This is a genomic window from Paenibacillus sp. J31R120 (assembly GCF_056269225.1).
The window spans coordinates 348,751-371,750 of the sequence record NZ_JBWDNN010000005.1; the positions used below are offsets into that span (position 1 = coordinate 348,751).

Annotated in this window: 26 protein-coding genes and 2 pseudogenes; 3 read left to right on the forward strand and 25 right to left on the reverse strand. The window is 45.7% G+C overall.

What is annotated here, in order from left to right; translation table 11 throughout:
* Positions 1 to 32: 32 nt before the first annotated feature.
* Positions 33 to 887, reverse strand: coding sequence for a helix-turn-helix domain-containing protein (locus tag AC0YNW_RS19940; RefSeq protein ID WP_475833449.1), 855 nt, complete (start codon positions 885 to 887; stop codon positions 33 to 35).
* 106 nt (positions 888 to 993) lie between these two features.
* Between AC0YNW_RS19940 and AC0YNW_RS19945 the strand changes: the two genes are divergently transcribed.
* Positions 994 to 2,139 carry an epoxide hydrolase family protein gene (locus tag AC0YNW_RS19945; RefSeq protein WP_475833450.1) on the forward strand — a complete coding sequence of 382 codons (1,146 nt, stop codon included), beginning with the start codon at positions 994 to 996 and terminating at the stop codon, positions 2,137 to 2,139.
* A 32-nt stretch (positions 2,140 to 2,171) separates the two neighbouring features.
* Here the strand turns inward: AC0YNW_RS19945 and AC0YNW_RS19950 are convergent, their stop codons facing one another.
* The 5 genes from AC0YNW_RS19950 to AC0YNW_RS19970 are packed head-to-tail and all read right to left on the reverse strand — an operon-like array spanning position 2,172 to position 4,728.
* Positions 2,172 to 2,942: an ABC transporter permease gene (locus AC0YNW_RS19950; RefSeq protein ID WP_475833451.1), complete on the reverse strand. Its 771-nt coding sequence runs from the start codon at positions 2,940 to 2,942 to the stop codon at positions 2,172 to 2,174.
* Between the two features lie 12 nt (positions 2,943 to 2,954).
* On the reverse strand, positions 2,955 to 3,701 hold the full coding sequence (locus AC0YNW_RS19955; protein ID WP_475833452.1) for an ABC transporter ATP-binding protein: 747 nt from the start codon (positions 3,699 to 3,701) through the stop codon (positions 2,955 to 2,957).
* A gap of 11 nt (positions 3,702 to 3,712) precedes the next feature.
* On the reverse strand, positions 3,713 to 4,063 hold the full coding sequence (locus tag AC0YNW_RS19960; protein WP_387475584.1) for a DUF1048 domain-containing protein: 351 nt from the start codon (positions 4,061 to 4,063) through the stop codon (positions 3,713 to 3,715).
* A gap of 12 nt (positions 4,064 to 4,075) precedes the next feature.
* Complete coding sequence (locus tag AC0YNW_RS19965; protein WP_475833453.1) at positions 4,076 to 4,423, reverse strand: DUF1048 domain-containing protein; 348 nt, start codon at positions 4,421 to 4,423, stop codon at positions 4,076 to 4,078.
* Positions 4,420 to 4,728, reverse strand: a complete 309-nt coding sequence (locus AC0YNW_RS19970) for a PadR family transcriptional regulator (protein ID WP_475833557.1) — start codon at positions 4,726 to 4,728, stop codon at positions 4,420 to 4,422. The genes AC0YNW_RS19965 and AC0YNW_RS19970 overlap by 4 nt, the downstream gene beginning before the upstream one ends.
* A 334-nt stretch (positions 4,729 to 5,062) precedes the next feature.
* On the opposite strand from AC0YNW_RS19970, the gene AC0YNW_RS19975 reads away from it, so the two are divergent.
* The gene (locus AC0YNW_RS19975) at positions 5,063 to 6,136 is read left to right on the forward strand and encodes a phosphotransferase enzyme family protein (protein WP_475833558.1); all 1,074 of its coding nucleotides are present in this window, start codon (positions 5,063 to 5,065) and stop codon (positions 6,134 to 6,136) included.
* Between the two features lie 96 nt (positions 6,137 to 6,232).
* Here the strand turns inward: AC0YNW_RS19975 and AC0YNW_RS19980 are convergent, their stop codons facing one another.
* Both AC0YNW_RS19980 and AC0YNW_RS19985 read right to left on the reverse strand, forming a co-directional pair.
* On the reverse strand, positions 6,233 to 6,700 hold the full coding sequence (locus AC0YNW_RS19980; protein ID WP_475833454.1) for a DinB family protein: 468 nt from the start codon (positions 6,698 to 6,700) through the stop codon (positions 6,233 to 6,235).
* A gap of 1 nt (position 6,701) precedes the next feature.
* Positions 6,702 to 7,001, reverse strand: coding sequence for a hypothetical protein (locus AC0YNW_RS19985; RefSeq protein WP_475833455.1), 300 nt, complete (start codon positions 6,999 to 7,001; stop codon positions 6,702 to 6,704).
* Between the two features lie 82 nt (positions 7,002 to 7,083).
* Here AC0YNW_RS19985 and AC0YNW_RS19990 point away from each other — a divergent pair, with 82 nt between their 5' ends.
* On the forward strand, positions 7,084 to 7,563 hold the full coding sequence (locus AC0YNW_RS19990) for a winged helix-turn-helix transcriptional regulator (protein ID WP_475833456.1): 480 nt from the start codon (positions 7,084 to 7,086) through the stop codon (positions 7,561 to 7,563).
* A 210-nt stretch (positions 7,564 to 7,773) separates the two neighbouring features.
* Here the strand turns inward: AC0YNW_RS19990 and AC0YNW_RS19995 are convergent, their stop codons facing one another.
* From AC0YNW_RS19995 to AC0YNW_RS20075, 17 genes and pseudogenes are all read right to left on the reverse strand, one after another.
* Positions 7,774 to 8,538, reverse strand: a complete 765-nt coding sequence (locus tag AC0YNW_RS19995; RefSeq protein WP_475833457.1) for an ABC transporter permease — start codon at positions 8,536 to 8,538, stop codon at positions 7,774 to 7,776.
* A complete protein-coding gene (locus AC0YNW_RS20000; protein WP_475833458.1) occupies positions 8,535 to 9,299 on the reverse strand; it encodes an ABC transporter permease in 765 nt (254 codons plus the stop codon). Before AC0YNW_RS20000 ends, AC0YNW_RS19995 begins: the two co-directional genes overlap by 4 nt.
* Entirely contained in the window at positions 9,296 to 10,012 is a 717-nt protein-coding gene (locus AC0YNW_RS20005) for an ABC transporter ATP-binding protein (protein ID WP_475833459.1), read from the reverse strand. Before AC0YNW_RS20005 ends, AC0YNW_RS20000 begins: the two co-directional genes overlap by 4 nt.
* A 75-nt stretch (positions 10,013 to 10,087) precedes the next feature.
* Positions 10,088 to 11,083 (reverse strand): sensor histidine kinase, encoded by a 996-nt coding sequence (locus AC0YNW_RS20010; RefSeq protein ID WP_475833460.1) that lies wholly within the window; start codon positions 11,081 to 11,083, stop codon positions 10,088 to 10,090.
* On the reverse strand, positions 11,080 to 11,760 hold the full coding sequence (locus tag AC0YNW_RS20015; protein WP_475833461.1) for a response regulator transcription factor: 681 nt from the start codon (positions 11,758 to 11,760) through the stop codon (positions 11,080 to 11,082). The genes AC0YNW_RS20010 and AC0YNW_RS20015 overlap by 4 nt, the downstream gene beginning before the upstream one ends.
* Before the next feature lie 258 nt (positions 11,761 to 12,018).
* Positions 12,019 to 12,947 (reverse strand): annotated as a pseudogene (locus AC0YNW_RS20020) (MFS transporter); the annotation flags it as partial.
* A 447-nt stretch (positions 12,948 to 13,394) separates the two neighbouring features.
* Positions 13,395 to 13,664 carry a DUF3732 domain-containing protein gene (locus AC0YNW_RS20025; protein WP_475833559.1) on the reverse strand — a complete coding sequence of 90 codons (270 nt, stop codon included), beginning with the start codon at positions 13,662 to 13,664 and terminating at the stop codon, positions 13,395 to 13,397.
* A pseudogene (locus AC0YNW_RS20030) lies at positions 13,640 to 14,259 on the reverse strand (transposase); the annotation flags it as partial. The gene AC0YNW_RS20025 and the pseudogene AC0YNW_RS20030, both read right to left, overlap by 25 nt.
* A gap of 195 nt (positions 14,260 to 14,454) precedes the next feature.
* The gene (locus AC0YNW_RS20035; RefSeq protein ID WP_475833462.1) at positions 14,455 to 15,219 is read right to left on the reverse strand and encodes an ABC transporter permease; all 765 of its coding nucleotides are present in this window, start codon (positions 15,217 to 15,219) and stop codon (positions 14,455 to 14,457) included.
* Entirely contained in the window at positions 15,212 to 16,138 is a 927-nt protein-coding gene (locus AC0YNW_RS20040; RefSeq protein ID WP_475833463.1) for an ABC transporter ATP-binding protein, read from the reverse strand. The genes AC0YNW_RS20035 and AC0YNW_RS20040 overlap by 8 nt, the downstream gene beginning before the upstream one ends.
* A 79-nt stretch (positions 16,139 to 16,217) precedes the next feature.
* Positions 16,218 to 16,907 carry a response regulator transcription factor gene (locus AC0YNW_RS20045; protein ID WP_475833464.1) on the reverse strand — a complete coding sequence of 230 codons (690 nt, stop codon included), beginning with the start codon at positions 16,905 to 16,907 and terminating at the stop codon, positions 16,218 to 16,220.
* The gene (locus AC0YNW_RS20050; protein WP_475833560.1) at positions 16,867 to 17,880 is read right to left on the reverse strand and encodes a sensor histidine kinase; all 1,014 of its coding nucleotides are present in this window, start codon (positions 17,878 to 17,880) and stop codon (positions 16,867 to 16,869) included. The genes AC0YNW_RS20045 and AC0YNW_RS20050 overlap by 41 nt, the downstream gene beginning before the upstream one ends.
* Before the next feature lie 245 nt (positions 17,881 to 18,125).
* Entirely contained in the window at positions 18,126 to 18,818 is a 693-nt protein-coding gene (locus AC0YNW_RS20055) for a DUF4367 domain-containing protein (RefSeq protein ID WP_475833465.1), read from the reverse strand.
* On the reverse strand, positions 18,802 to 19,362 hold the full coding sequence (locus tag AC0YNW_RS20060) for an RNA polymerase sigma factor (protein ID WP_475833466.1): 561 nt from the start codon (positions 19,360 to 19,362) through the stop codon (positions 18,802 to 18,804). Before AC0YNW_RS20060 ends, AC0YNW_RS20055 begins: the two co-directional genes overlap by 17 nt.
* A 250-nt stretch (positions 19,363 to 19,612) precedes the next feature.
* Positions 19,613 to 20,737, reverse strand: a complete 1,125-nt coding sequence (locus AC0YNW_RS20065) for an NAD(P)/FAD-dependent oxidoreductase (protein ID WP_475833561.1) — start codon at positions 20,735 to 20,737, stop codon at positions 19,613 to 19,615.
* 178 nt (positions 20,738 to 20,915) lie between these two features.
* The gene (locus AC0YNW_RS20070; RefSeq protein WP_475833467.1) at positions 20,916 to 21,653 is read right to left on the reverse strand and encodes a MerR family transcriptional regulator; all 738 of its coding nucleotides are present in this window, start codon (positions 21,651 to 21,653) and stop codon (positions 20,916 to 20,918) included.
* A gap of 11 nt (positions 21,654 to 21,664) precedes the next feature.
* Positions 21,665 to 22,657, reverse strand: coding sequence for an alpha/beta fold hydrolase (locus AC0YNW_RS20075; protein WP_475833468.1), 993 nt, complete (start codon positions 22,655 to 22,657; stop codon positions 21,665 to 21,667).
* Between the last annotated feature and the right edge of the window lie 343 nt (positions 22,658 to 23,000).

A 23,000-nucleotide genomic window follows, 5' to 3' on the forward strand; every position in this document is an offset into this window, starting at 1 on the left:
ATATTCTCCTATGTTTGATTTATTATGCGCTCTTACACATTAGTGGCGAGCTTTCGCGAGATCGTCCGGTAAGTTGTCGGTGACATGCCTTTTTTGGTTGTAAATTGCTTAATAAAGTAAGTGTCATACTGGAATCCAATCGCTCCAGCAATATCATTCAGACTCATATCTGTATGGGTCAGCAGATCGCAAGCCATCTTCAATCGATGTGAAAGCAAATAGCCGATCGCTGTATAGCCGCATCGTTCCTGAAATAATTGATTAAGCGTCACACGATTCATATGAGCGCACTTCGTCAGATCCTCTAATGAAATCTTTTGGGGATAATGGGTGTGAATATATTCTAACACGGCATCAACAGGCGAGTGCTGGCTAACTCGATTCAAATCCTCTAACAATGCCAATATTTGAATCAGATACTTTTTGATTCGGCATGCCCAGCGCTCATCACTTTGCGCCTGTACTTCTGTGCCCAGAACAAAAAACCATTGGAACAAATACGGATATGCTTTTTCGGTTATACGAGGAACTGCCCTATACGGATGTTCTCTTTGAAAGAATGAACGACCATTTTGAATCCTTGGAGCCGCCTGCGAATAATCCTGTGTCTCTACATGAACGGCGGATATGAGAAACTCGGGATGGAAATTAAACGATTGTGCAGCAAGTCCATGCTTCTCTGTAACTTGCCATTCATCATCTCCAGCTAAACAAAGTATACCAGGCGCATGAATAGATATAGGACGATCGTTTAATATCCCCTTCATACTGCCAGAAGTAATAAAAATCAGCGAATACCGGTCAGTGTAAGAGAGCAGACTGCAATCCTCAACTGCGTAAAACTCAATATTTACGGTTCGATTCTTGTACCGATCTACTTGAGGCATCGTAATCACCTATCAAATCGTATAGTTCATTGCTTCATATATAACAGTGTACCATACCCTATCAAAGGATATAATGAACATGCAAATAACAAAGGAGGAATTTATTATGGCTGTCGAACGTTTTCATATTCATGTCCCCGATGAGCTGCTTGATGATCTCCAATACCGACTGCAACATATTCGTTGGCCTGAGCAATTAGAGAACTCCGATTGGGAACGGGGAACTGAATTAGGTTATTTGCAATCTCTCGTTTCGTATTGGAGGGACCATTATGATTGGCGCGCACAAGAATCAAAGTTAAATGAATTTGCCCAATACACTTGCGATATTGATGATATAAAGGTGCATTTCATACATGAGCGCGGCAAAGGCCCCAATCCTCTGCCCATTATCCTGACCCACGGCTGGCCTGACAGTTACCTTCGTTACGAAAAGATTATACCTCTTCTGACTGATCCAGCTAGCTACGGCGGTAATCCTGAGGACTCGTTTGACGTCATCGTCCCTTCATTGCCCGGGTTTGGTTTCTCTAGTCAGCCTGCCTCCCCTGGCATTAATAATTTTCGTGTCGCCGAGCTGTGGACGAAACTCATGACAAAATTAGGCTACCCAAAATTCGCTGCCGGAGGCGGTGACATGGGCTCTGGTGTCACAAGATACCTGGCGGCCAACTATCCTGAGCGACTGATCGGCATCCATCTGACGGATGTCGGTATTATTCGAAATCTACTGAGCTCCGGTGATTCGGAAGAGCTTTCTGAAGAAGAGCGGCAATACAAAATAAAGGCTGCAACATGGATCGCTCAAGAGAGCGGGTATATGTCCATTCAGTCCACGAAACCGCAAACTCTGGCTTATGGACTTTCTGATTCGCCAGTAGGGCTGGCCAGCTGGATCATTGAGAAATTCCGTTCCTGGAGCGATTGTAAGGGAGACCTTAGTCAAGTCTTTAGCGAGGATGAGCTGCTCACTCATATTATGATCTATTGGGTTACCAACACCGCTGTTTCTTCAGCGCAAATGTATTATGAAAACTCTCACACTTTGCCTCCATTAGGCCGCATTGAAGTGCCGACTGGAATTGCCCTATTTCCAGCAGATGTCTTATTGCCTCCCAAGGCATGGGCCGAGCGCAACCTGAATGTAGCACGTTGGACTGTCATGCCTCGCGGCGGTCATTTTACGGCTATGGAAGAACCTAGGGCGATGGCCGATGATATTTGTACGTTTTATAGACCACTTAGAAAATAGGACTAACAATTATCATGTTAAGTTTGCAAACATTAAACGGCTTTGCGTTTGTAGGCGCGCATTGCAAAGAAATAGGCGACGATCAGTATCCCTAAGCACCATGCTAACGCAACCCAAATATCATGACCGACAGGCTGTTCGGCAAGCAATGCGCGGATGGCTGACACGATTGAGGTTACCGGCTGGTTTTCGGCAAAGACGCGGACGACCATCGGCATCGACTCCGTCGGCACAAACGCCGAGCTGATAAATGGCAGGAAGATGAGCGGGTAAGAAAATGCGCTTGCACCTTCCACGGTTTTTGCCGACAGTCCGGCAAGCGCCGCGATCCAGGTCAAAGCCAGCGTAAACAGCACGAGTATACCGGCTACAGCAAGCCAAGATAGTATCCCAGCCGATGAACGGAAGCCCATAAGGAGTGCTACTAGAATAATGACGATAACGGAAATGGCGTTGGATACGACAGAGGTCAGCACATGCCCCCACAGCACAGTGGAACGCGCGATCGGCATGGAGTGGAACCGTTCAATAATGCCCCGTTGCTTATCGAGGAACAGGCGGTAAGCCGTATAGGATATCCCGCTTGCAATCGCAATCAGCAGAATACCGGGCAGCAGGTAGTTCACATAGTTATCCGTACCGGTCTGAATTGCGCCTCCTAACACATAGACGAACAGCAGCAGCATCGCAATCGGAGTGATGCAGACCGTGATGATGGTATCCATACTGCGGAATACATGACGCATAGAACGTCCCAGCATCACACGCATATCGCTGAAAAAGTAGTTTTTGGTGGCCTCCATTAACTTCTCCTCCTATTTGCCGACGATGGCGAGGAATATTTCCTCTAAAGTCGGTTGTTTTTCCACATACTCCACCTTTGCGGGCGGGAACAGCTTTTTCAGTTCCGCAAGCGTGCCGCCAGCAATAATCCTGCCCTCATGAAGGATGGCAATCTGATCGGCAAGCTGCTCGGCTTCCTCCAGATACTGTGTGGTCAGGAATATCGTCGTGCCTCTGTCGGTAAGCTCCTTGACAATCTTCCAAACCTCGATGCGTGCCTCGGGGTCAAGCCCGGTCGTCGGTTCGTCGAGAAATATGATCTGCGGATTTCCTACAAGGCTCAAGGCAATGTCGAGCCTGCGGCGCATACCGCCCGAATACGTGGACGGCTTGCGGTCGGCGGCGTCTGTCAGTCCAAAGCGTTGCAGCATGTTATCCGCCACCTGACGCGGGTTATCGAGATGCCGCAGCCTCGCAATCATGATAAGATTTTCCCTCCCGGTCAATATCTCATCCACGGCGGCGAACTGGCCGGTCAGGCTGATCGACTGCCTTACATGGCTGGGCTTTGACGCGACGTCAAAGCCGTTAATGACGGCGGTACCTCCGTCCTGAGCAAGCAGTGTGGTAAGAATTTTAACAATCGTCGTCTTGCCAGCGCCATTGGAGCCGAGCAGAGCGAATATCTCACCTTGCTTCACTTCAAAATCGACGCCCTTCAGGACTTCTTTGTCCTTGAAAGACTTTCGCAGGCCTTTTACTTCAATTGCTTTTCCCATGTGAATCCCCCTTACTTTAATTTATCCGTCACCTTTTTCATGGCCTTGTTCACTTTTTGGTCAATCTCTTCTTGGTAGAGGTCAGCGTAAGTTTTGGAGTCTTTGATAAGATCGTCGCAGAAAGCCGCTACGTCCCTGCCCGTCACTTCGAGGACACCTTTTCCCGAGGCCGCACCCTCTTCAAATAAATCTACAATCCCCGAAAGCAATCCCGTCCCCTCGCTTAACTCAACAGGGCCAACCTTAATCAGATATTTTTGAATTTCCTTGTACACAATCCGATAATCTTGCGGGAGCGCTTTGACACGCGCCACATGCGCGCGCCACTCTTTTCTGCCTTGGATGATATCTTGAATGCTCATTATATTTTCCTCCTATTTTCCTAATTTTTTGGCGATATTATGGTTGAGCTGCGCGCGCCACTTGTCGCGGTAAGACTTTGCCCCTTCTTCGCCTACTAGCGCCGAACAGAAGCCTTTGATATCGTCGCCCAGAACCTCCCCGACACTCTGGCCGTCAGCAGCCGTTTCTTCGAGCAGGCCAAGCGCACCGTCAAGAATGGGCATAAGGTTGCGCCCGGTGAAATCGGAGTGCTGCCACAGATTCGTTTTGATTTTGTCCCATGCCGCTTGATAATCAGCCGGCAGCATTGCCGCTCGCGCTTCAAAAGCTTTAAACTCTTTAGTCATGTCGCTTCCAGTGATTTTCTCCCAAAAGTTCATTGTCTGTTCTCCTTTAACTCATTCATTTTTGAGGATACAAATCCCCATCTTTCCCAAAACTTCTGCAGCTCCTTGCGCCCCTCGTCGTTGAGCGAGAAGAACTTTCTCGGCGGTCCCATATCGGAAGGCTTCTTGGTGATCTTCACTAACTTGTTTTTTTCAAGACGGATCAGGATTGTGTACACCGTTCCCTCCACTACATCCTGGAAGCCAAGGGCGTTCAGCTGCCGCGTGATTTCATATCCGTAGGTTTCATTGCGGCTAATAATTTCAAGAACGCAGCCCTCCAGCACGCCTTTTAGCATTTCTGTTAAGTTTTCCAACCTCATCATTCCTTCGCTATTCTGTATGACTGGTATCAAGTATTACTTACTACCTCTACATAGTATTACGTAGTAGCTGAATTGTCAATACATGTTTTGCTAAAATTTTGAAACCTTGTCCCTAAACAAGAAAGCTGCTGGATGGTTCTTCGTGGCGCACTTCCGCAACAAAAAATCAATTATAAACAAAGTTTCCCTGGAATGCGGCTGGCATTTATAGGTAAAGTAAAAGACAACTGAAAGGAGTGAGTTATTCATGTCAAACAAGGTGGTTTACGGGAAGTCGTTGTAAAACATTTTGACTGGAGGAGATTGTATAAATCATAACGAGGTTGTTCAAATCAGTGATGCCTATTTGCTTCCATTAGTATTAGAACTGTATGGATTGGAAGGCTATGAATTCAAGCTGATTCCTGCGCATGACGGGGGTCGGAATGTCGTTTTTACCTGTGGGAAAGAAAGCGAAGACGCATTCATACTCAGAATTTCATTCTTGCCTGACAGGAGCCGGGAGGATTATCTGGCCGAGGTGGAGTATATCCGGTATTTATTTGAGCATGGCGGAAGCGTCTCGGATGTAGTCAACTCCCGGAACGGGAATCTGCTGGAAGAGATCGTCCTTCAGCATCATACCTTTGTTATCTGCCTATTTGTAAAGGCCAAAGGAAAAATGATGGTCGAAAACCACTATCAGTACCGGGAAGGCGTACCGCTTTCCGAGTATTTCTACAATTGCGGGAAGGTGCTGGGGAAGCTCCACCATATATCGAAGGGCTATACGCCCGTCCATCGACGGTATCGTTTTTTTGATAAATATAACACCCAATATATCGACAAGCTGATCCCCGACTCATTATATCTGCTTAAGGAGAAGATGTTAGAGCTCCTGAAGAGCTTAGAAGAGTTGGAAATGGACCGTGAGTCTTATGGGATGCTCCATTTTGATCTCAACGATGGGAATTATTCGATTGATTTCAGTAACGGGCAAATCACGGTATATGATTTCGATAATTCATGTTTTGGCTGGTATATGTATGACCTGACAGATCTATGGACCAACGGTGTGGGCTGGATACAATTCGAACCAGACGCCGGCAAACGCAAGAAGTTTATGGATGATTATTTTGAAACGGTCATCGAAGGATACAGATCCGAGACTGACATCGACAATTCGATGCTAGATAAGTTTCCTTTGTTTTTAAAAGCAACCCTTATGGAAGGGATTGTAGATTCATTCGAGGTCATGCGGAACAACGGCGAGGATCCAGAGTGTGACGAGGATTTGTCGTATCGCATCAAATGTCTGGAAGACGATATCCCGTATAGGGGATTTTTCGATGAAATTTATTCATGCGAAAATCCCTTTGAATATGTAAAACGTGATCTATAGTGCTTTTGTAATGCCTTGAGACGAAAGCGATGAGATTTATTTCTCATCGCTTTTTTGCATGACTGAACACAGATTGCCACAGCTAGCGTTATCCACTTATTCATGCTGCAATACCTTGTCCATCGCAATGATCATGCCTAGATGCGTACTTTCATGGGCGATTAGAACATGAAATAATTCGCCGATTACCCTTGCTTGAAGAAAGTTGTTCTCATCTGCTACAGGCTGCGCCAGCAGATCGTCATACTTCTTGGCTATTTCCACCATCTGATTCTCCAATTCTGTAAGAAGCGTGTCCATCCCTGGCGGTTGCTCCGGCCAGCTTGAGGGGTTTGTGCCTGAAGCAAAATAAGTTCTATAGTGCTGTGGAATCCTTGCCCCGACACCCGAAAACTCAAATATTAGATCATCCGTTATGGTCAACACATGTCCGACTTGCCAATGGAGATTGTTGTTGAAGCCTTTGGGAATGTTCTCCATTTGATCCTTTGACAGTCTTGTTATGACACTCAATATTTGTTGTCTGAGATCTGCGAACAAATTCAATATATACGTATCGGACATGTTAATCACCTATCGCTTCTACGATCTCAATCCTGCCCCCATATTGCAATTCCGGCCAATCTGAAGTCAGCGAGACCACTTCCTCCAAAGAACCAGCTTCGATAATGGAAACGCCGAATATGTCCCCGGAGTAATCATCAATCGAATCCTGCGAAATGATTTTACGACCGCTTCCCGCAAAACGAACCTTTTCGTACCCATTCTCCTTTAGATTGTCGAGCCATCCCCATAGTTCATTAATGTTCCGACCAAGTTGATCTTCCGGAACGGCACCGCCTCTATACACCAACATAAATTTCAATTGCATCCCCCTCCATTTCAGTTGCATTTTGAAACTGACTTTATTATAATTATAATCAATTCATGAAGTCAAGGGAGGCCCCATGCAAAATTCCAAACCACAAAGAAGATCGGATTGTCCGATCTCATTTTCTCTTGATCTATTAGGCGACTCCTGGTCACTGCTTATCATTAGGGATATCATATTTGCAGGAAAGAAAACGTTCGGAGAATTCCTTGCTTCGGATGAAGGGATTGCTAGAAATATACTGACGAATCGCTTGTCCCGTCTTGAAGCAATGGGACTGATTACCAAGAGCCCTCATCCCACTGACAAAAGAAAAGACCTGTACGCATTAACGGAGGCCGGGTTGGATTTATTACCAGTCCTGTGGGAGTTATCAGCCTGGGGAGCGAAGCATGAACCCGAAACCGCAGAAACCTTTGCTGGGTTAGCCGATATCCCGATGGACAAGGACAGTTTGATTCAACTTATACGGAAGACAGTTCAAAATGGCGGGTCTGTTTTTGCGGGTCCAGGGAGTGTAATCAATCAATTGGAGCAACGATGGCAGTCCCAGTGAACATACATGTATTTCGCGCGGGCAAACCTGTAGGAGGATATCTTCCCTTTGGTAATCACCAAATAATAAACGCAACCCTTATCAGGTTGCGTTAGATGCTTTTTTGGCAGAGCCAAGTTTCGATACAGCTTGTCTTTCTCACTGTCATCATGAGATGTCCGAATCCTGATTATAAGCTGACGATGTTCGCTCGCCTCCGCAAAAAATGATTCACACATCTCGCTTTCGGTATACAGTCGCAGCAATGATGCTTGCGGCAAATGTCCAAGCACCCAAAAGGATGCCGCCTTGCACTGGGGTGAGCGCGCTTGCATGATCGGGCTGCGGAAACCACATCACAATTCCTGCCGTATCCGGAAGATACATGGAAAAATCTGTTTGGTCCCGTATAAGCGGACCCGCTATGAAGTAATAGCCGAGCATGATAGCGAGCGCAGGAAGCGTCCGGCGCAGAACAACTCCGATTGCCGCACTGATCAGTGCAGTCAACGTGAGGTATGCGCTTACTCCCAGCAGGGCGGACACGAGCTCTACCCATACAATAGGAGCCCCGGCATCTCCAAAAATAATTTGAGTTAGCAGAACTCCAGAGGATGATACAACGAATGCAGCAGGGATGAGCACGACTGTCAGAGCGAACAACGCCGCGAAAATCTGGATGCCTCGCCGCGGCATTGCCGTCAGTGTTGTGCGAATCTGACCGCCGTTATATTCGGAGCAAACGGTCAGTATGCCAAAGATCATAAGTCCCGCTTGCGAATAGCTGACAGAAGCCAACCCGATTTCCAGTGTGCTCTGTATGGAGGTTAAGCCCTGCAGTCCGGCGTTTGAGAAAGCGTAAGCCAGAATAATATTGACGATAAAGGTACCGCCGAGGGTGAACCATGTAATCGGCAGCGAACATAGCTTTGACAACTCCGCTTTAATCGCCCGACACATTTCTTGACCATACGTCCGGGTGATCAACATACTCATACATCCCTCCGACAAAAGGTAATCGTTCCAATGAGCAACAACGCTGTCACCCAAGCCGCCATAACTGCACCGCCCTCAAGCGGTGTGAGTGTACTACCGGCATCTTTGATTTCATGAAACATGCGAATTCCGGCCATATCCGGCAGATAGTTCGCCAAAGGGGTGATGCGGGTCAGCAAATAAGTCACGGTCATGACGGAGCTATTCAGCATCAAAACGGCCAGCGGCAGAGCGGCGTGCTTTGTCAGGACCGTAAATCCTAAAGCCAAAAGTGCGGTAAGCACCCAATAGCATACAACGCCGATAAGCCGGGAAATATCGGTAATCCCAAGCGCAGGAGCATGCTCCACAAGGATGATCTGAACCACAATCATTGTGAGAATGATCGCGATGATGGCGAGAATGGCGCTAACCGTTGCAACGGCAGTCGCTTTCGACAGCAGAAAACGAATTCGTGATGGGTTGGCGGTCAAACTGGTTGTCATCTGGCGTCCGCCGCCGGATTCTTCACTCTCGGTGAAATACTCGCTACTGATTGCTATAACGCCAACAATAATAACACCCATAACACCGAACCCCAACTCTTCAAAACCGATAGGGTATTCGACCACTGTTTGAACGCCTTTTGCGATTTCGGAAAGCTCCTGAAAGGAGCGGATTACGGCGATTGCAGGCGCAACAAGTATTCCAACCGCAACTGCGATCCATATGGTGGGTAAGGAGAGAAGCTTTGAAAACTCTGCGGCAAGCGCTTTTTTCATGAGATGTCCCTCCTCGTGGTAAAAGCGAAGAAGGCATCTTCTAATGTCTTATGGGAACCCACGATCTCGGTAAGCGTACCGCTTGCCACAATGTGCCCCTTATTGAGAATAACAATGTCGTCTACCGTTTCGGCGGTTTCCCCCATCAGATGACTCGATAATAATACGGTACGCCCAGATGCCGCACGTTCACGGAGAAACGTCCTGATCCAACGGATTCCCTCGGGGTCAAGCCCATTCGTAGGTTCGTCCAATATCAAAATCTCTGGATCGCCAAGCAGCGCGGCAGCCAAGCCTAGTCGCCGCGCCATACCAAGAGAATAACTGCCAACCCTCTTCGAGGCAGCATGCGCAAGCCCTACAATTTCGAGGACTTCATTGATCCGAGAACGCGGAAGCCCTGCGGACCTGACAATCCAGTTCAAATGCGCTCGCCCTGTGCGCAACCGATGCGCTCCCGATCCGTCAAATACGGCCCCAACGGTCGTCAGAGGATCGGCAAGCTGGGCGTATGGCATACCATTGATCAGCGCAGTGCCAGATGTGGCTCGGTCAAGTCCCAATAGGATTCGCAGAGTAGAACTTTTCCCTGCGCCATTGGGACCGAGGAACCCGGTCACGCGACCGGGCTTAGCTTGAAAGCTAATGCCGTTTAGGATATTGTGCGATCCACGGCGCTTTGTTAACTGTTCGATAGTAAGCAAGCATAACACCTTCCTTGTCTTAGTTATGGTTCACATCATATCGAACCAAGTCTAAAATCAGGGAAGGTTATTTCTAAGTTTGGTCTAATTTTTTCCGATCCACACGGTTGTCCCCTCCGCATCGGAACTAAAATGGATTTGCAGTCTCATTTCATTTAGCATGTGCTTTGAAATCTTGAGTCCCCTGCCAGCGCCGCGATTGGCAGACAGGGCATCCATCCCCGGTCCATGATCTTGAATGATGAACCGCTCTTGCAAGGTATCCACAGCAATACCGATAAACCGTCCATCAACCGCATGGCGAAGGACATTTTGAAACAGGTTGCCAAGCACGCGCGTCATCCATTGCGGATCGATTTCCCATGAGAAGGTCGCATCGAACGGTACGTCCGCGTCTATATAGAAGCCTGCGTTCTCAAATGCCGGATACCACGATGCAACAGATGTTCTTAGAAATTGAACCATATCGGTGGGCTCGGGATGGTAAGGGTATTTACCCGATGTAAGCAATGTATAGGATAAAAGATCATCCATTAGCTCGCTTATATGCGTGATCGTGTGGTCAATCACTGTGAGCGAGGCCACCCCTTCCTGGCTGAGAGGTTCCCTTTGCAATCTGGAGGCATGACCGCGAAGAGCTGTCAGCGGCGTCCGTAAATCATGGGACAGATTGGCAATCAGTTGCTTTCTGAGCGATTCTTCTTCTTGCTCCCGCTGGTGGCTATCGCGAAGTTTTCGGATCATTTGATTAAACGAATCCCCCAACTGATCCACTTCATTCATTCCAGAATCACGTTCCGGGATCGGTTCTGGAATCCAGGAACCGTCGCCGGGAACAGTCATCGCCTTTTGCAAACGGATGAGCTGCTGCCGGAGGCGATAAAAAAACACCCCTGAAACTGAAATAAAGGTGATAATGATGAGGCCGATCAATCCGGATATGTTGCGTGTCGTATCCATGCTCGATGGGTCAGAAGACGGATTCACGCCAGCTACCATCATAAGGATCATTACGGGGAGCAAAACAAGGCTCAGGAAATGAACCACTAAGTACCGTCGAAAAAAAGAGCGCTGTTTCATATTTTCACCCGATATCCAATTCCGCGTACTGTCTGGATGATTTCCGGCGCATTAGGATCTTGTTCCAGCTTCTCTCGAAGATGGCGAATATGGACCGACAGAGCTTTGTCTCCATTTATGTATGCTTCTCCCCAGACAGCCACCCATATTTGCTCTTGCGTAAGAATCTGATTCGGATGGCGCAGGAAACACTCAAGAATTTGGTATTCCTTTCCGGTCAGGTTAACTTCTTCTCCAGTACGCTCGTTGATCACCGTACGTCCGGTTAGATCAACAAGGATGTGCTGTCCAAGCTTTATATGATCCGGGAGTCCCGCCCCACTGCGGCGGAGCAGCACTTCTATTCTGGCAGCTAGCTCATCAAGGTGAAAAGGCTTGGTGACATAATCGTCGGCAAACTGCAGCCCTTGCAGCTTATCATCGACAGCCGCCCGGGCGGACAGCAGCAAAATGGGGAGCGAAGGCGCTGCTTTCTTCAATCGCTGGCCGACCGTAAAACCGTCCAGCCCAGGCAGCATAATATCGAGAATAACGACATGACTTCCCTGTATTTCGTTTTCCACATTTTCACCGGATAACAGCCAGCGAACTGCATATCCCCGCTTTTCAAGTTCCTCTTGGACCCAGCGTCCGATATCTTGATTGTCTTCAATAAATAGAATACGTTTCGCTTTCATGACACCACTTCCCTTGCTGTTCTTCTCATGAGGCAAACCCTCTTGCGGGATGCCTGCTCCATTATCTTATAATAGAATTTTTCAGTTCATCGCCATCTACAACCCTTGTGGCATTTCGGATTCCATTGTTAAAACCAAACTTTGCCACTTATTCTATCTTACACTTCTTCCTATCGTTCTGGAAAGGAAAGAGAGATTTTAATAAGAAGCAATTCATCGCTCAGTCCGCACGAGTGAATTTATAGAGTATCCTCCCTAGACCACAATGGGCTGACTGCTGCCTATGCCAAGAAAGAAGGATGCCGAAGTGAAAGCAGCGAGGCTGATCAATACCACAAGCGAGGCATGCGATCAACCAACAGTCCGATTATCCAGATCCCAACAACCGATGTCATTCCGAAAATAAGCAGCATCAAATCAATGCGCCGGGCAAGCCCGGCCTGGGTAAGGAAAGGCGCGATATAAGTGTACAAAATGTTATGAGACAATACCCAGGTCAAAACAACAATCAATACGGGCCGTATCCCCGGCAAGATGAGGACTTTCTGGAGTGAGAGTCTCTTGGCAGCGGCCTGTCCGGGATAGTCCGGCATCTTCCAGAACACCCAAGCAATCAGCAGCACCGTTAGCAATGACATGATTCCAAAAACAGAGCGCCAGCCCGCAATAACGCCGAGGAATGCTCCCGCAGGGACACCAAGCGCCAGAGCGAGAGGCGTGCCGACCATTGCCACCGCCATGGCTTTTCCCTTGAGCGCATCAGGCACCATGCGTCAGGCATAACCTGCTGTCATTCCCCACAAGACACCTGCAGAGACACCCGCCAAGAAACGGGCAACCAGCGCCAGCGTGTAATTAGTGGAAAGAGCAGTCGCGCTATTGAACAAGAGAAAACCAATCATGCACATCAATAGCAGCGGCTTTCTCCTCCATCCTCGTGTTGCGGTAGTCAAAGGAATTGCGGCAAGCAGGGAGCCAAGAGCATATAAAGTGACGAGCTGACCGGCCAGTGCCTCTGAAACGCCAAGCCCCGTACCGATCTGGGGAAGCAAACCGGCTGGAACTGTCTCTGTGAGGATACAAATAAATCCCGCCATCGCAAGAGCTAGTAATCCGGCCCATGGAAGGCGTTCAGAAGACGCAGCGCTCGCGACTCTTTGCGTGGTTGAAGTAAAGTTTGGACTCAATTTCTAGCACCTCCTGGTTATCTTTTGTGTGGATTCATGATTCCACTGCCAAGCAAGCCAATCGCTCAACAGTGTAAAGTTTACAAAAATAATTTGTTATTTTACATACAACAATCAAGGTATATTAGCAGCCTCAGTCACTATAATAAATTTAAAAATCAATTTTATCCTTTAATTTATAATTTACTCTTTTTTAAAAGGATCTGCGTAAATCAAAAAGACCTTCCGCATTGGAAAGGTCTTCGTCTTGATATAGCTTCATATCAAGGGTTTTGGCGCATATTTCCCAACCGCTTAAGATCACAAGGAGATACAAAAATTTAACCAAATCCTTGACCAGTATTTTTGCGTCTCCATGATGGAAAATAGCCACGCCAAGTCATCTAAAAGGATAAAGAAAGTTTTGAAAAAACACACAGCATTAGAATGACTCGAATTAAATTAGCATCAAATCAGTTCATCTGGAATTAAGGCGTTCCCCTCTGTAAACTCATCATCCACTAGTATTACGTTTGTTAAATTCGCTTCTTCCCAAATTGTCTTTGGAATATGTTCCAAAATTATAATCTGAAAAGAAGGCTCATATTCTTGATTAATACGAGATATGAAATTGTTCAATAATGTTAGTGCAATTGTTATTTTCGTGCGGTCGTCTTGCGGAATTTGCGACCAAGACTTTTTGGGAGTGTCTTCCTTCTTATTGTAACCTGGCTTCAGTTGGCCATTACGCATATGATCTTCTTTCATTCGCATGAACGTCGCGTCATGATCGGTCTTGCTGAAGCTGTTTCGATCGTGGCGAACAACGTTTGTACTTTTTCCTGTAGTCTCGCCTTGTGCTTCACGACGGCCTTGCCCAGACGAATGTGTACCGATTCGCGTTCGCCTCAATCTTGGTGCCATCGACAAAGTAATGCTCGAGCTTGACATACTTCTCCTCGGCAAGAAATTGAAGCACACCTGTGAAGATGGTCTCCAAAACGTCTTTCATTCGCTCGGAATGAAAGCGATTAATGGTGCGGAAGTCTGGACGTTGTCTACCGGCAATCCACATAAACATGACGTTTTCCCGGACCGCCTTGGCGATCTGGCGAGAGGAGTAAATCCGCTGTGTGTAGGCGTAAATGATAACTTTGGTGAGCAATTTGGGATGGTAACTATCTCGTCCCCCGCCTGGGCAAGCGTCGCTGAAAATCTTGTCGTCCAAGCGATTGACCGCCTCGTTTACTACACGAACAAGATGATGAGGAGGAATGTCGTCCTCCAAGTTCATTGGCAGATGAAGTTGGTCCATGGTATATTGAATGTACAAAGAAACCGTTCCTTTCGTAAATGGTGGGTCGTACTTCCATTTTACCAAGAAACGGTTTCTTTTTGTTTTACAATTTAGAGAAGGGGCGTCCTTAGTCATCTAGCGATGACTTTTGGGACAGCCCCTTCCTTTTGTTATGGTACGGTTTTCCCGTCTTTAATAAATAAGACCTTCCAACTAGCACCGCCCCAACGATTATCTCAAGTCCTCTTTGATCTTATATCTGACAGCAATAAATGAAAATATAAGGATGAAGACAATCGCGACGCCAGCTACGTGAACAAGATCATTTATATGATGAAAATCCCTTGGGCTGACGATCGTATTGACTAATAAGAAGGGGGACAAATTAACCTGACCAATCAAGGACTCCAAAGCACTTATAACCATTCCCAAAACATTCAATGATAAAACAAATCCGACTACAATGCTGGCTATCAAGCTTTTACTAATGATGGAGATGCATAAGATTACAATTGAAAATGCCCAATGAAGTAAAAATTGTCCAATCAATAACTTCGTTAAATAACCCCCATCTCCAAGAGCAGCATGGTCAAAGAAAATTGATCTTCCGATCATATCCGCAACGAACATGACGATGAACATGAATAGCGTGAATAGACCTGTAATTAAAATTTTTGATAGTACGGAGTACATCCGGGCATTCTTCATAGCTATATAATTTTTATAGAACCCACAGCTATATTCGCTCATATAGAAGTAAACGCTGAATACCGCAATATAAACCAGCATCCACGATGGGGTTTGAGCCATTATGACTTGGATGAATTGACTCTCATTCATCGTGCTGATCAGCATGTCCCCGTTTCCTCCGGGCTGCTCATATTTCTTTAACATATAAATACCGAAAATTTGAAAAGCAAAAAAGATCAGCAGTAATATATAGATCATTTTATTTGTTTTAAAACGGTGAAAGTCCATTTTGAAAATATTAATCATGGCTATCACCTTCGCTTCCCGTCCGTGCCAAAAAATATTGTTCTAAGCTTTGCTTATGCTTGGTGATGGAATGAACAGTTACTCCGTTTTCTACTAAGATCTTAATGATTTGTTGGTTTTCAATATGGGAATCATATACATACACAACATGCTCACTGATCACTTTGTAATGATTAATGTTCAAACGTTGCTCTAAGATGGGAACAGCCCAGCTTGCTTTTTCCACTTCTATTTCAATACGGTCTTCACATTGAAGCAGCAATTGCTCCCTGGAATGGTGTTCAATAACCTCTCCTTGATGAAGGATGGCATATTGGGTCGCTACTTTCGATAGCTCTTCCAAAATGTGGCTTGAAATAATAATGGTCATCCCTGCTTTATTCAATTCCAAAATCATTCGTCTGATCTCGGAAATTCCTTGCGGGTCCAACCCGTTAATCGGTTCATCCAGTATCAAAACATCCGGGCTTCCAATTAATGCAGCAGCAATCCCTAACCTTTGCTTCATGCCCATTGAATAATTTTTCACCTTGGACTTGTTTGATACATCCAATCCGACAAGCTTCAGCAGCTTGTTAATATGGCTTTTCCGATTAGTCAATCCGTAGGAAATCGCTATTAAATCCAAGTTTTCATACGCATTATAATGAGGAAATAACCCTGCATTTTCAATGAGTATGCCTATTCGTTCAAAATAAGGATGACTATCCTTCACTGTACGATTAAATATTTTAATTTCCCCTGATGTCGGGTACATCAAACCTCCAATCATCTTTAGCAAGGTGGATTTCCCCGCTCCATTCTGGCCAATCAAGCCAAAAATTTCACCTTTGCCTATTTTGAAATCCGCCTTATTCACAGCTGTTTTCGATTTAAATTGCTTCGTTAATTGACTAACTTCAATAATGGCTTCAGACATATTCACACCCCCTTGCAATAAAATAACAAAAAGAAGCTAACATATCGTCAATAAATCATTAAGAAAGTTCAAAGAGCAATTATTTTTTTAACCTGAAACCAATTCCCCAAATCGTGTCGATATAAGTGTCCTCGTCATGCTTTTTTATTTTATTGCGAATATTGCTAATGTGAACGGTAATCGTTTTATCTTCACCTATGTATATATCTTCCCATGCAAGTTCATACAGGTCTTGCTTTGTAAACACCCGCTCAGGATTTTTTACCAGCAACTCAAGGATTTTGTATTCCTGTCTTGTGAGCTTCAAATCTGTATGATTGACTTTTACACTCATAGCTTCGCTATTTAAAACTAGATTTTTATGACGATATCGAGTGACGGATTCTATTCGAGATGTTCTTTTTAAATGTACATGGATTCGGGCAAGCAATTCCTCCACATCGAACGGTTTCGTGACATAATCAACAGCTCCGAGCTTAAACAAGTTTAACTTATGATCCAATTTGTCCTTCGCCGAAAGTATGATAACCGGTGTGTCGATGCTTAAGTTTATTCTTAATTGATGCATAAAATCTTCTCCCGACAAGCCAGGCAGCATAAGGTCCAAAATAATAAGCTGATACTCTTGGCGGGTAACGTTCATGATTCCCTCACTTCCGGAATACGCTTGCGTGCATATGAAATTTTCCCTTTGAAGCACATCAAAAATAATATTGTTGATATGCTCATCATCCTCGACTATTAAAATGTTGGGCTGGTTCGTGTCCATGTACACGTCGATTCTCCTTTGCGCTTTTCTTAAAAGCCACGCTTATGCAAAATTGGTCATCCTTCAGATCAACTTGCACATAACCATTCATTTTCTCCATTAGCGATTTTACGATAAAGAGTCCCAGTCCGGAAGATTGATTAGGACGCGACGGATCTTCTTTGTAAAAACGAGTGAATATTTTATCCAGATTAAGCGGTTGATTTCGCTTCTGCATATTGGAAAAATGAAACAAAACCTCGTTCTGCTTCTCTTCATAACGAATGCTTAGTTCGCCTGCACCATGCAAAAAGTAATTTTTTATAATATTCTCATACAATCTTTCCAGCGCATTTTCATTTCCTTCTATAAAAATCGGTGCTTCCACTATGGAGATGTTTGGTTCATAGCCAATTCGCGAAAAATCATCAATAAATGTAAACAGACGTTTATTTAATACTTTGATCACATCAACCGGTTCAAGCTCCAAATTGTAGTCTGGATTTTTCAGCTTCGTGTACAGGAACAGTTCGTCCATGAGTGTAATAATTTGCTTGATTCTGCTCAGAGCCATCAAGACATACTCTGTTTTTTCTTTGGAGCCTTGGGATCTTTCCGCCAATTGAAGATAACCGTCAAGTGAAGTCAGCGGGGTTCGTATGTCGTGAGACAAGCTCATAATTGTGGCGTTGATTTCTTCTTTTTGCTCAATAAAATTTTGGTTCAGCTTTCGTTGATCACGAAGCATAGCGTTACATAAATGGATTAACCGATTTATTTCCTTTGGTTTAATCTGCGTTTGAATCATTTTGAATGAATGATGCTCCGATATAAAAGATAATTGGTTGCCGATATCTTTAATTTGGTTTTTGTAATACACAAGGTAAATCGATTGAATGATTAAAACAACCGTTATTACAATTAAAACCATGTACAGCATAAGATCACTCCCCTTCTGACCTTGTTGCAAAATCAAAAATTCCAGCATCAACATTCTTTTCAAAGGGAAACCATCCCATTCGTAAATGGTTGAGCGGTACCTCTATTTTACCAAGAAACAGCTTCATTTTGCTTGACATTATGAGAAAAGGGGCATCGCCCAGTCATATAGCAAGTTTATTACAGCCGAATAAAAGAATAATTAATATAAATTCCCTGTACTAATGGTTACAAACGAAAAAAGCCCACCTCGACGGGTGGGCCTTATCATTAAACTCACGAAATATACATATCCACTTATTAAGGCTCGACCGATTCGGCGATCATCATTGCCTCGTCGCCAGAGATCGGGCCGGCCAAACTATACTGAATCCCGTCAACCACCCAGAACAGCTCCGTGAACTGGGCTTGCTCGAAAATATAACCGTCCACTCCGCCCACTTCCGTCCGTGTGAACAGGTCCGTCGGGAATGCCGCCTGCATGCGGCTCGCGCTGAACGTCACCGTCTTATCACCCGAGCCGTATGTGAAGTTCAAATCTCTGAGCGGCTCGTCCTTCATCCCCACGCCGACGATTTCTGTCAAATTGAAGCCTTCCGGGGCGACTCGAGGAGCAAGCACTCCAGGTCCGAATGCCGTTTTCGCTGCCTCCGCCGTTTCGAACGAAGTCGTAATCAATTGGGAAAGCTCAGAACCTGTGGCTCCTCCGTTTCCGGGCATCACGATTCCCGTCGAATTATCCGTTGGCGTCGGTACCGCGGCGGGCCCTTGCAGCATCGGCAATCCCGCTACGACGATTACAGCCACCGCGACCAGTCCAGCCGCTCCCGCAAGCCAGGCTTTTGGAATAACGAATCTGCGGCTTTTCTGCTCCGCTGCAGCTTCCTTCCTAATTTTCTGTTTAACGCTATCGCTCAATTCCATTCCTGAGAATAACATATCATCCGACTCCTTTCGCAATTGTTGACGCAATTTACTATCTATATCCTTCATTAGCTGTCTCCTCCTTGCGCAGTTCCCGAGCCAGCGCTTCGCGCGCCCGGTGCAGTCTATTTCTCACGGTACCCTCGGGCGACGACGTCGCTTCCGCTATTTCCCGTGTGCTCAGGTCCAGATAATAATATAGATACAAAACCTCCTGATACGGCAGAGACAGACACAGCAAATGCTGCAAAATCTCGCTTTTCTGCAATCTTCTAAGCACTTCTTCTTCCACGTTGAATGTACGTCCCCGCTCCATCTGGCTAGGATCGGTCGCCTGTTCCGCGAACATCCGCACACCCATCTTGTCCCTGCAAACGTTGATGGCGATCGTCGTCAACCAGGTTTTGACCGTGCTGTCTCCGCGGAACGAGTTCCAGTTGCGATAAGCGCGCAGGAATACCTCCTGGCTGATATCCTCGGCAAGATGCCGATCCCCGGTATAAAAATAAGCGGTGTACATGACCGTCGAGCCGAAACCTTCCATCAGCTGCTCTAGCGCTTGAGAGGGATCTTTCGAGAATTTTTCCTTGTTATTCAAGCCGGCCGGCTTCACTGAATCATCACCTCCACTTATTTAGACGGCCTGAGCGTATTTTTCGCTGCACTTTGTTTTAATCTAATGCGAATGAATTTCATACAATAAAAAGCCACATGAACAGTATGCCTGTTTCATGCGGCTTTTGTGCGGGCGAACCCCTGACCTCTTCGCTGTGGTGGTTTCTTGAAGGAACATAAAGAAAACTCGCCAATCTTAAGGCGAGTCTTGCTTCATATATGCCAAGCGAAAATCTAAGCAATTTCCGTTACTCACTTATGGCTTTCTCTACCGCATAGTCTTCAAGCGGAATATCTACCTGTTGATTCATCGCTAACTTGGCTAGCTGCTCTCCCAGAAAGGGTCCCATCGTTAATCCAGATGAACCGAGCCCATTAGCAACAATAAGTTTCTTCCATCCAGGAACCCTCCCTAGCACTGGAAGAAAATCCGCAGTAAATGGACGGAATCCTACTCTTATCTCATTTAGGCTACAAGCCGCAAGGCCGGCAGCTGTTTGAAGACCTTTGTTTAATAATTCTTGCATTCCACCTGCGGTTACAGAAGTATCGTATCCTACAACATCATTTTCATGAGTAGCGCCTATTACAATATTTTGATCAGCAAATGCAAGTAAATATTGATCTGTTGGCGGCATGACAACAGGCCATTGATCAGTATCGTCTGGACCGGTAAAATGCAAGTGCATAATCTGCGCCTTTTGATAACGCACATTGATCATTATCCCTAGCGGATGAAGCAGTGCATTGGACCAGGCACCTGCACACACCATCACCTCATCAGCCCAGAATGTCTGTTGTCCTACTCTAACACAACTAATTTCATGATGATCATGCTCCAGAATAGCATCTCCCTCTATCATTTGTGCTCCATTACGCTGTGCAGCTCTTAATAACGCTTCACGCAATTGGCGTCCATCCACTCTCGCTGCACCCGATACATGAAGTGCATGATAACCTTCCGACAATAATGGAAACTTCTCCTTCGCTTCACGATCCGTCAGCAGCGTAAGTTCGCCTATTTCAGGGGCATCCTCTCTGCGAAATTCCGCCCTTTCTTTTATCGCGAGCAGTTTTTTTAAATCATCATGAATACATATCGCTCCCACTTTTGCATAACCAGTCCCTGCATTTCCCGCATCCTCCAACTCTTGAATAAGCGATGGATAGAAGCTTGCTCCCGCTTTCGCAAGACGGTACCATGCTTTATTTCGGCGTTGTGACAACCACGGACAAATAATCCCTGCTGCTGCATCAGTTGCTTGTCCTGCATCTTTACGATCTATAATGATGACATCAGCACCCAGCTTACTTAGCTGATATGCCGCTGAAGCCCCTAAAATTCCTGCGCCAATTACAATAACCTTTTTCATTTCTGAAATCCTTTCTGCCGTGTATCGATCAAGTTTAAATTCACTTCCTGCACGCGGGCGAACCTTGAACACCAGCCTCCCCATACTGATCCTCCACGAGATTTGGTACGATTAGCTCTATTTCCACCATCACTATGCTCTCTAATCCTGAATTGAAGGAGAGCTTCGATTTGACTGTTCACGGAAAGTACATTTCAACGATTTTGGCCAAATAAGGCTCTCCTTCGTCAATCAAGTTCCTCTCCCCTTCGCTCCATTTATTGCGATTGTTGTCCACTCTCATAAAGGCGCCCATCACCCGAGGATCTTTCGACGTTACACGGCTTACCATCGCATTCCACTCCTGCCCAAGTTGCTTGGCCAACTCTGATTCCACGGGTACTTGCGAAGCATGATAGGCCGCAGCGTACAATACGATTCGTCTAAATTCGTTATAGAAATCAAGCATTTCGTCTTTCGTTCTGAATACATCCTGAAAGATATTAAAATCCTCTTCCGGGAAATCATAGTCACTCCAATGGTCAATTTGATCGGTCTCTAGCGTATTCATCAAATAAGCGAGAAGCTCCCAGGGAATTTCGTAGCCCGCCGACCTCAGCTTATTGGATACCTCTATACCATGTATTTTGGCTTTGATCCCCTCAAGCTGTCGATGGAGAAGTATACTTTGCGTCTTGAGCATCTCTCCGGTATCGTTCGACGTTTGCCTGATCTTATTGCGAATTTGTTCCAAAGAGAATCCCACGCTCTTATAGAAGTTGATTTGCATGAGTTGTCTCAGATGATGCTCATGATACATTCGATGCCCTTTCGAATTTTTATTAGCGGTCAGAAGCCCTTCATTATCATAATATTGAAGGGCTCTTCTGGAAACCCCGCTTAAACCCGCCAGCTCTTTAACGGAATAAGTTTTCATGGCGTTAACTCCTATTCCATAGACTTCATGAATTGTCGGATGACGTCCGCAAGCTCCTCCGGGTATTCCCCGTTAATCGCATGAGATGCATCGTCAAAAACGGCTACTTTACTGTTTTTATGCGTCAACGATTCTTCAGCAACGGCAGCAGCCTTTTCAGGATCATGCATCGTCGACTTTCCCGCTATAATGGCCAGTACGGGAATATTGATTCCTTTCAACTGTTCCTCTTTGATTTTCTGTGGCATCGGAAGTTTACTTTTATACGTTCTCATGCCTGTTTCAATCAATTTGGCTGTGGGTTCTTCCTCGTTAATTTCTGCCTCACCTGAGATGTAACTCAACATTCGATCTCTTATGGATTTGGGAATGATCGGGACCGAAGCGGGAATGGAGAGCAAGACCATCTTTAACGGAATGGTGTCAAAAACATAAACCGGATCCACCAGAATAAGCGATGCAATTTGCGGAACCTCCTCAAGAACCACCAGATTCACGGCACTCCATCCTCCAAAAGACAACCCTAGCACATGTATTTGGGGTTCGTCCAATGCGATGATCAGTTCCTTTAGCCATACAGCCTGATCCTGCACATTTTCAATTCTTGCCGTCTCCACACTCATCCCCGGTTCTCCAATCAGATCGATGGTGTATACGGGACGATCTTTAATCAAATCTTCCAGATTCACTTCCCACATTGGCGTGGAAGCCGCTTTCCCTGGCAGAAGCAACAGAGGCGCAAGATCTGTCCTGGATTCTCCCTCAAATTTGTAAACCTTGACTTCACCAAATGTTGTAGAGATCTGTTTTTCTTCCAAAGGCTTAGGCAAATGCGACATCGCCTCGTTATATACTTCGATAAATTCCGCTTTCCCTTTCTGATTCACGAAAGAAGAAAGAGATCCGTCATCATAAAATAATGTAAACCCGGCTGCCCCAACAAGAAGGATAAAGATCAACAGCCACCATCTTTTCTTTTTCATCATCCTCTTCATCTTCATCATATCGTCCTCCCCAACTAGATGTAAACTCAGTCTAATCTATTACGTAACGTAACACGCAAGGGGGGATTGTTGAAGACAACACAAAACGCCTTGCTCCTCTTAGAGGAGCCCATCAAGGGGGAGCCCCGAAGTTCAATCCACTTCCATTTTCATTACGGTACACATATCTCCGAGCCTCCAGCACGGTGCAGAACAGAAAAAAACACGCCATTACTTGGCGTGTTTAACATTGGTTTCGTCCGAATCCTGATTTTATGCTGACGAAGCTTATTCAATGAGGACTTTTAGCGGTAGAATCAGATGCCATGCTCGTCCATTTGAAGCATTTGCTTCGAAGCTCAAT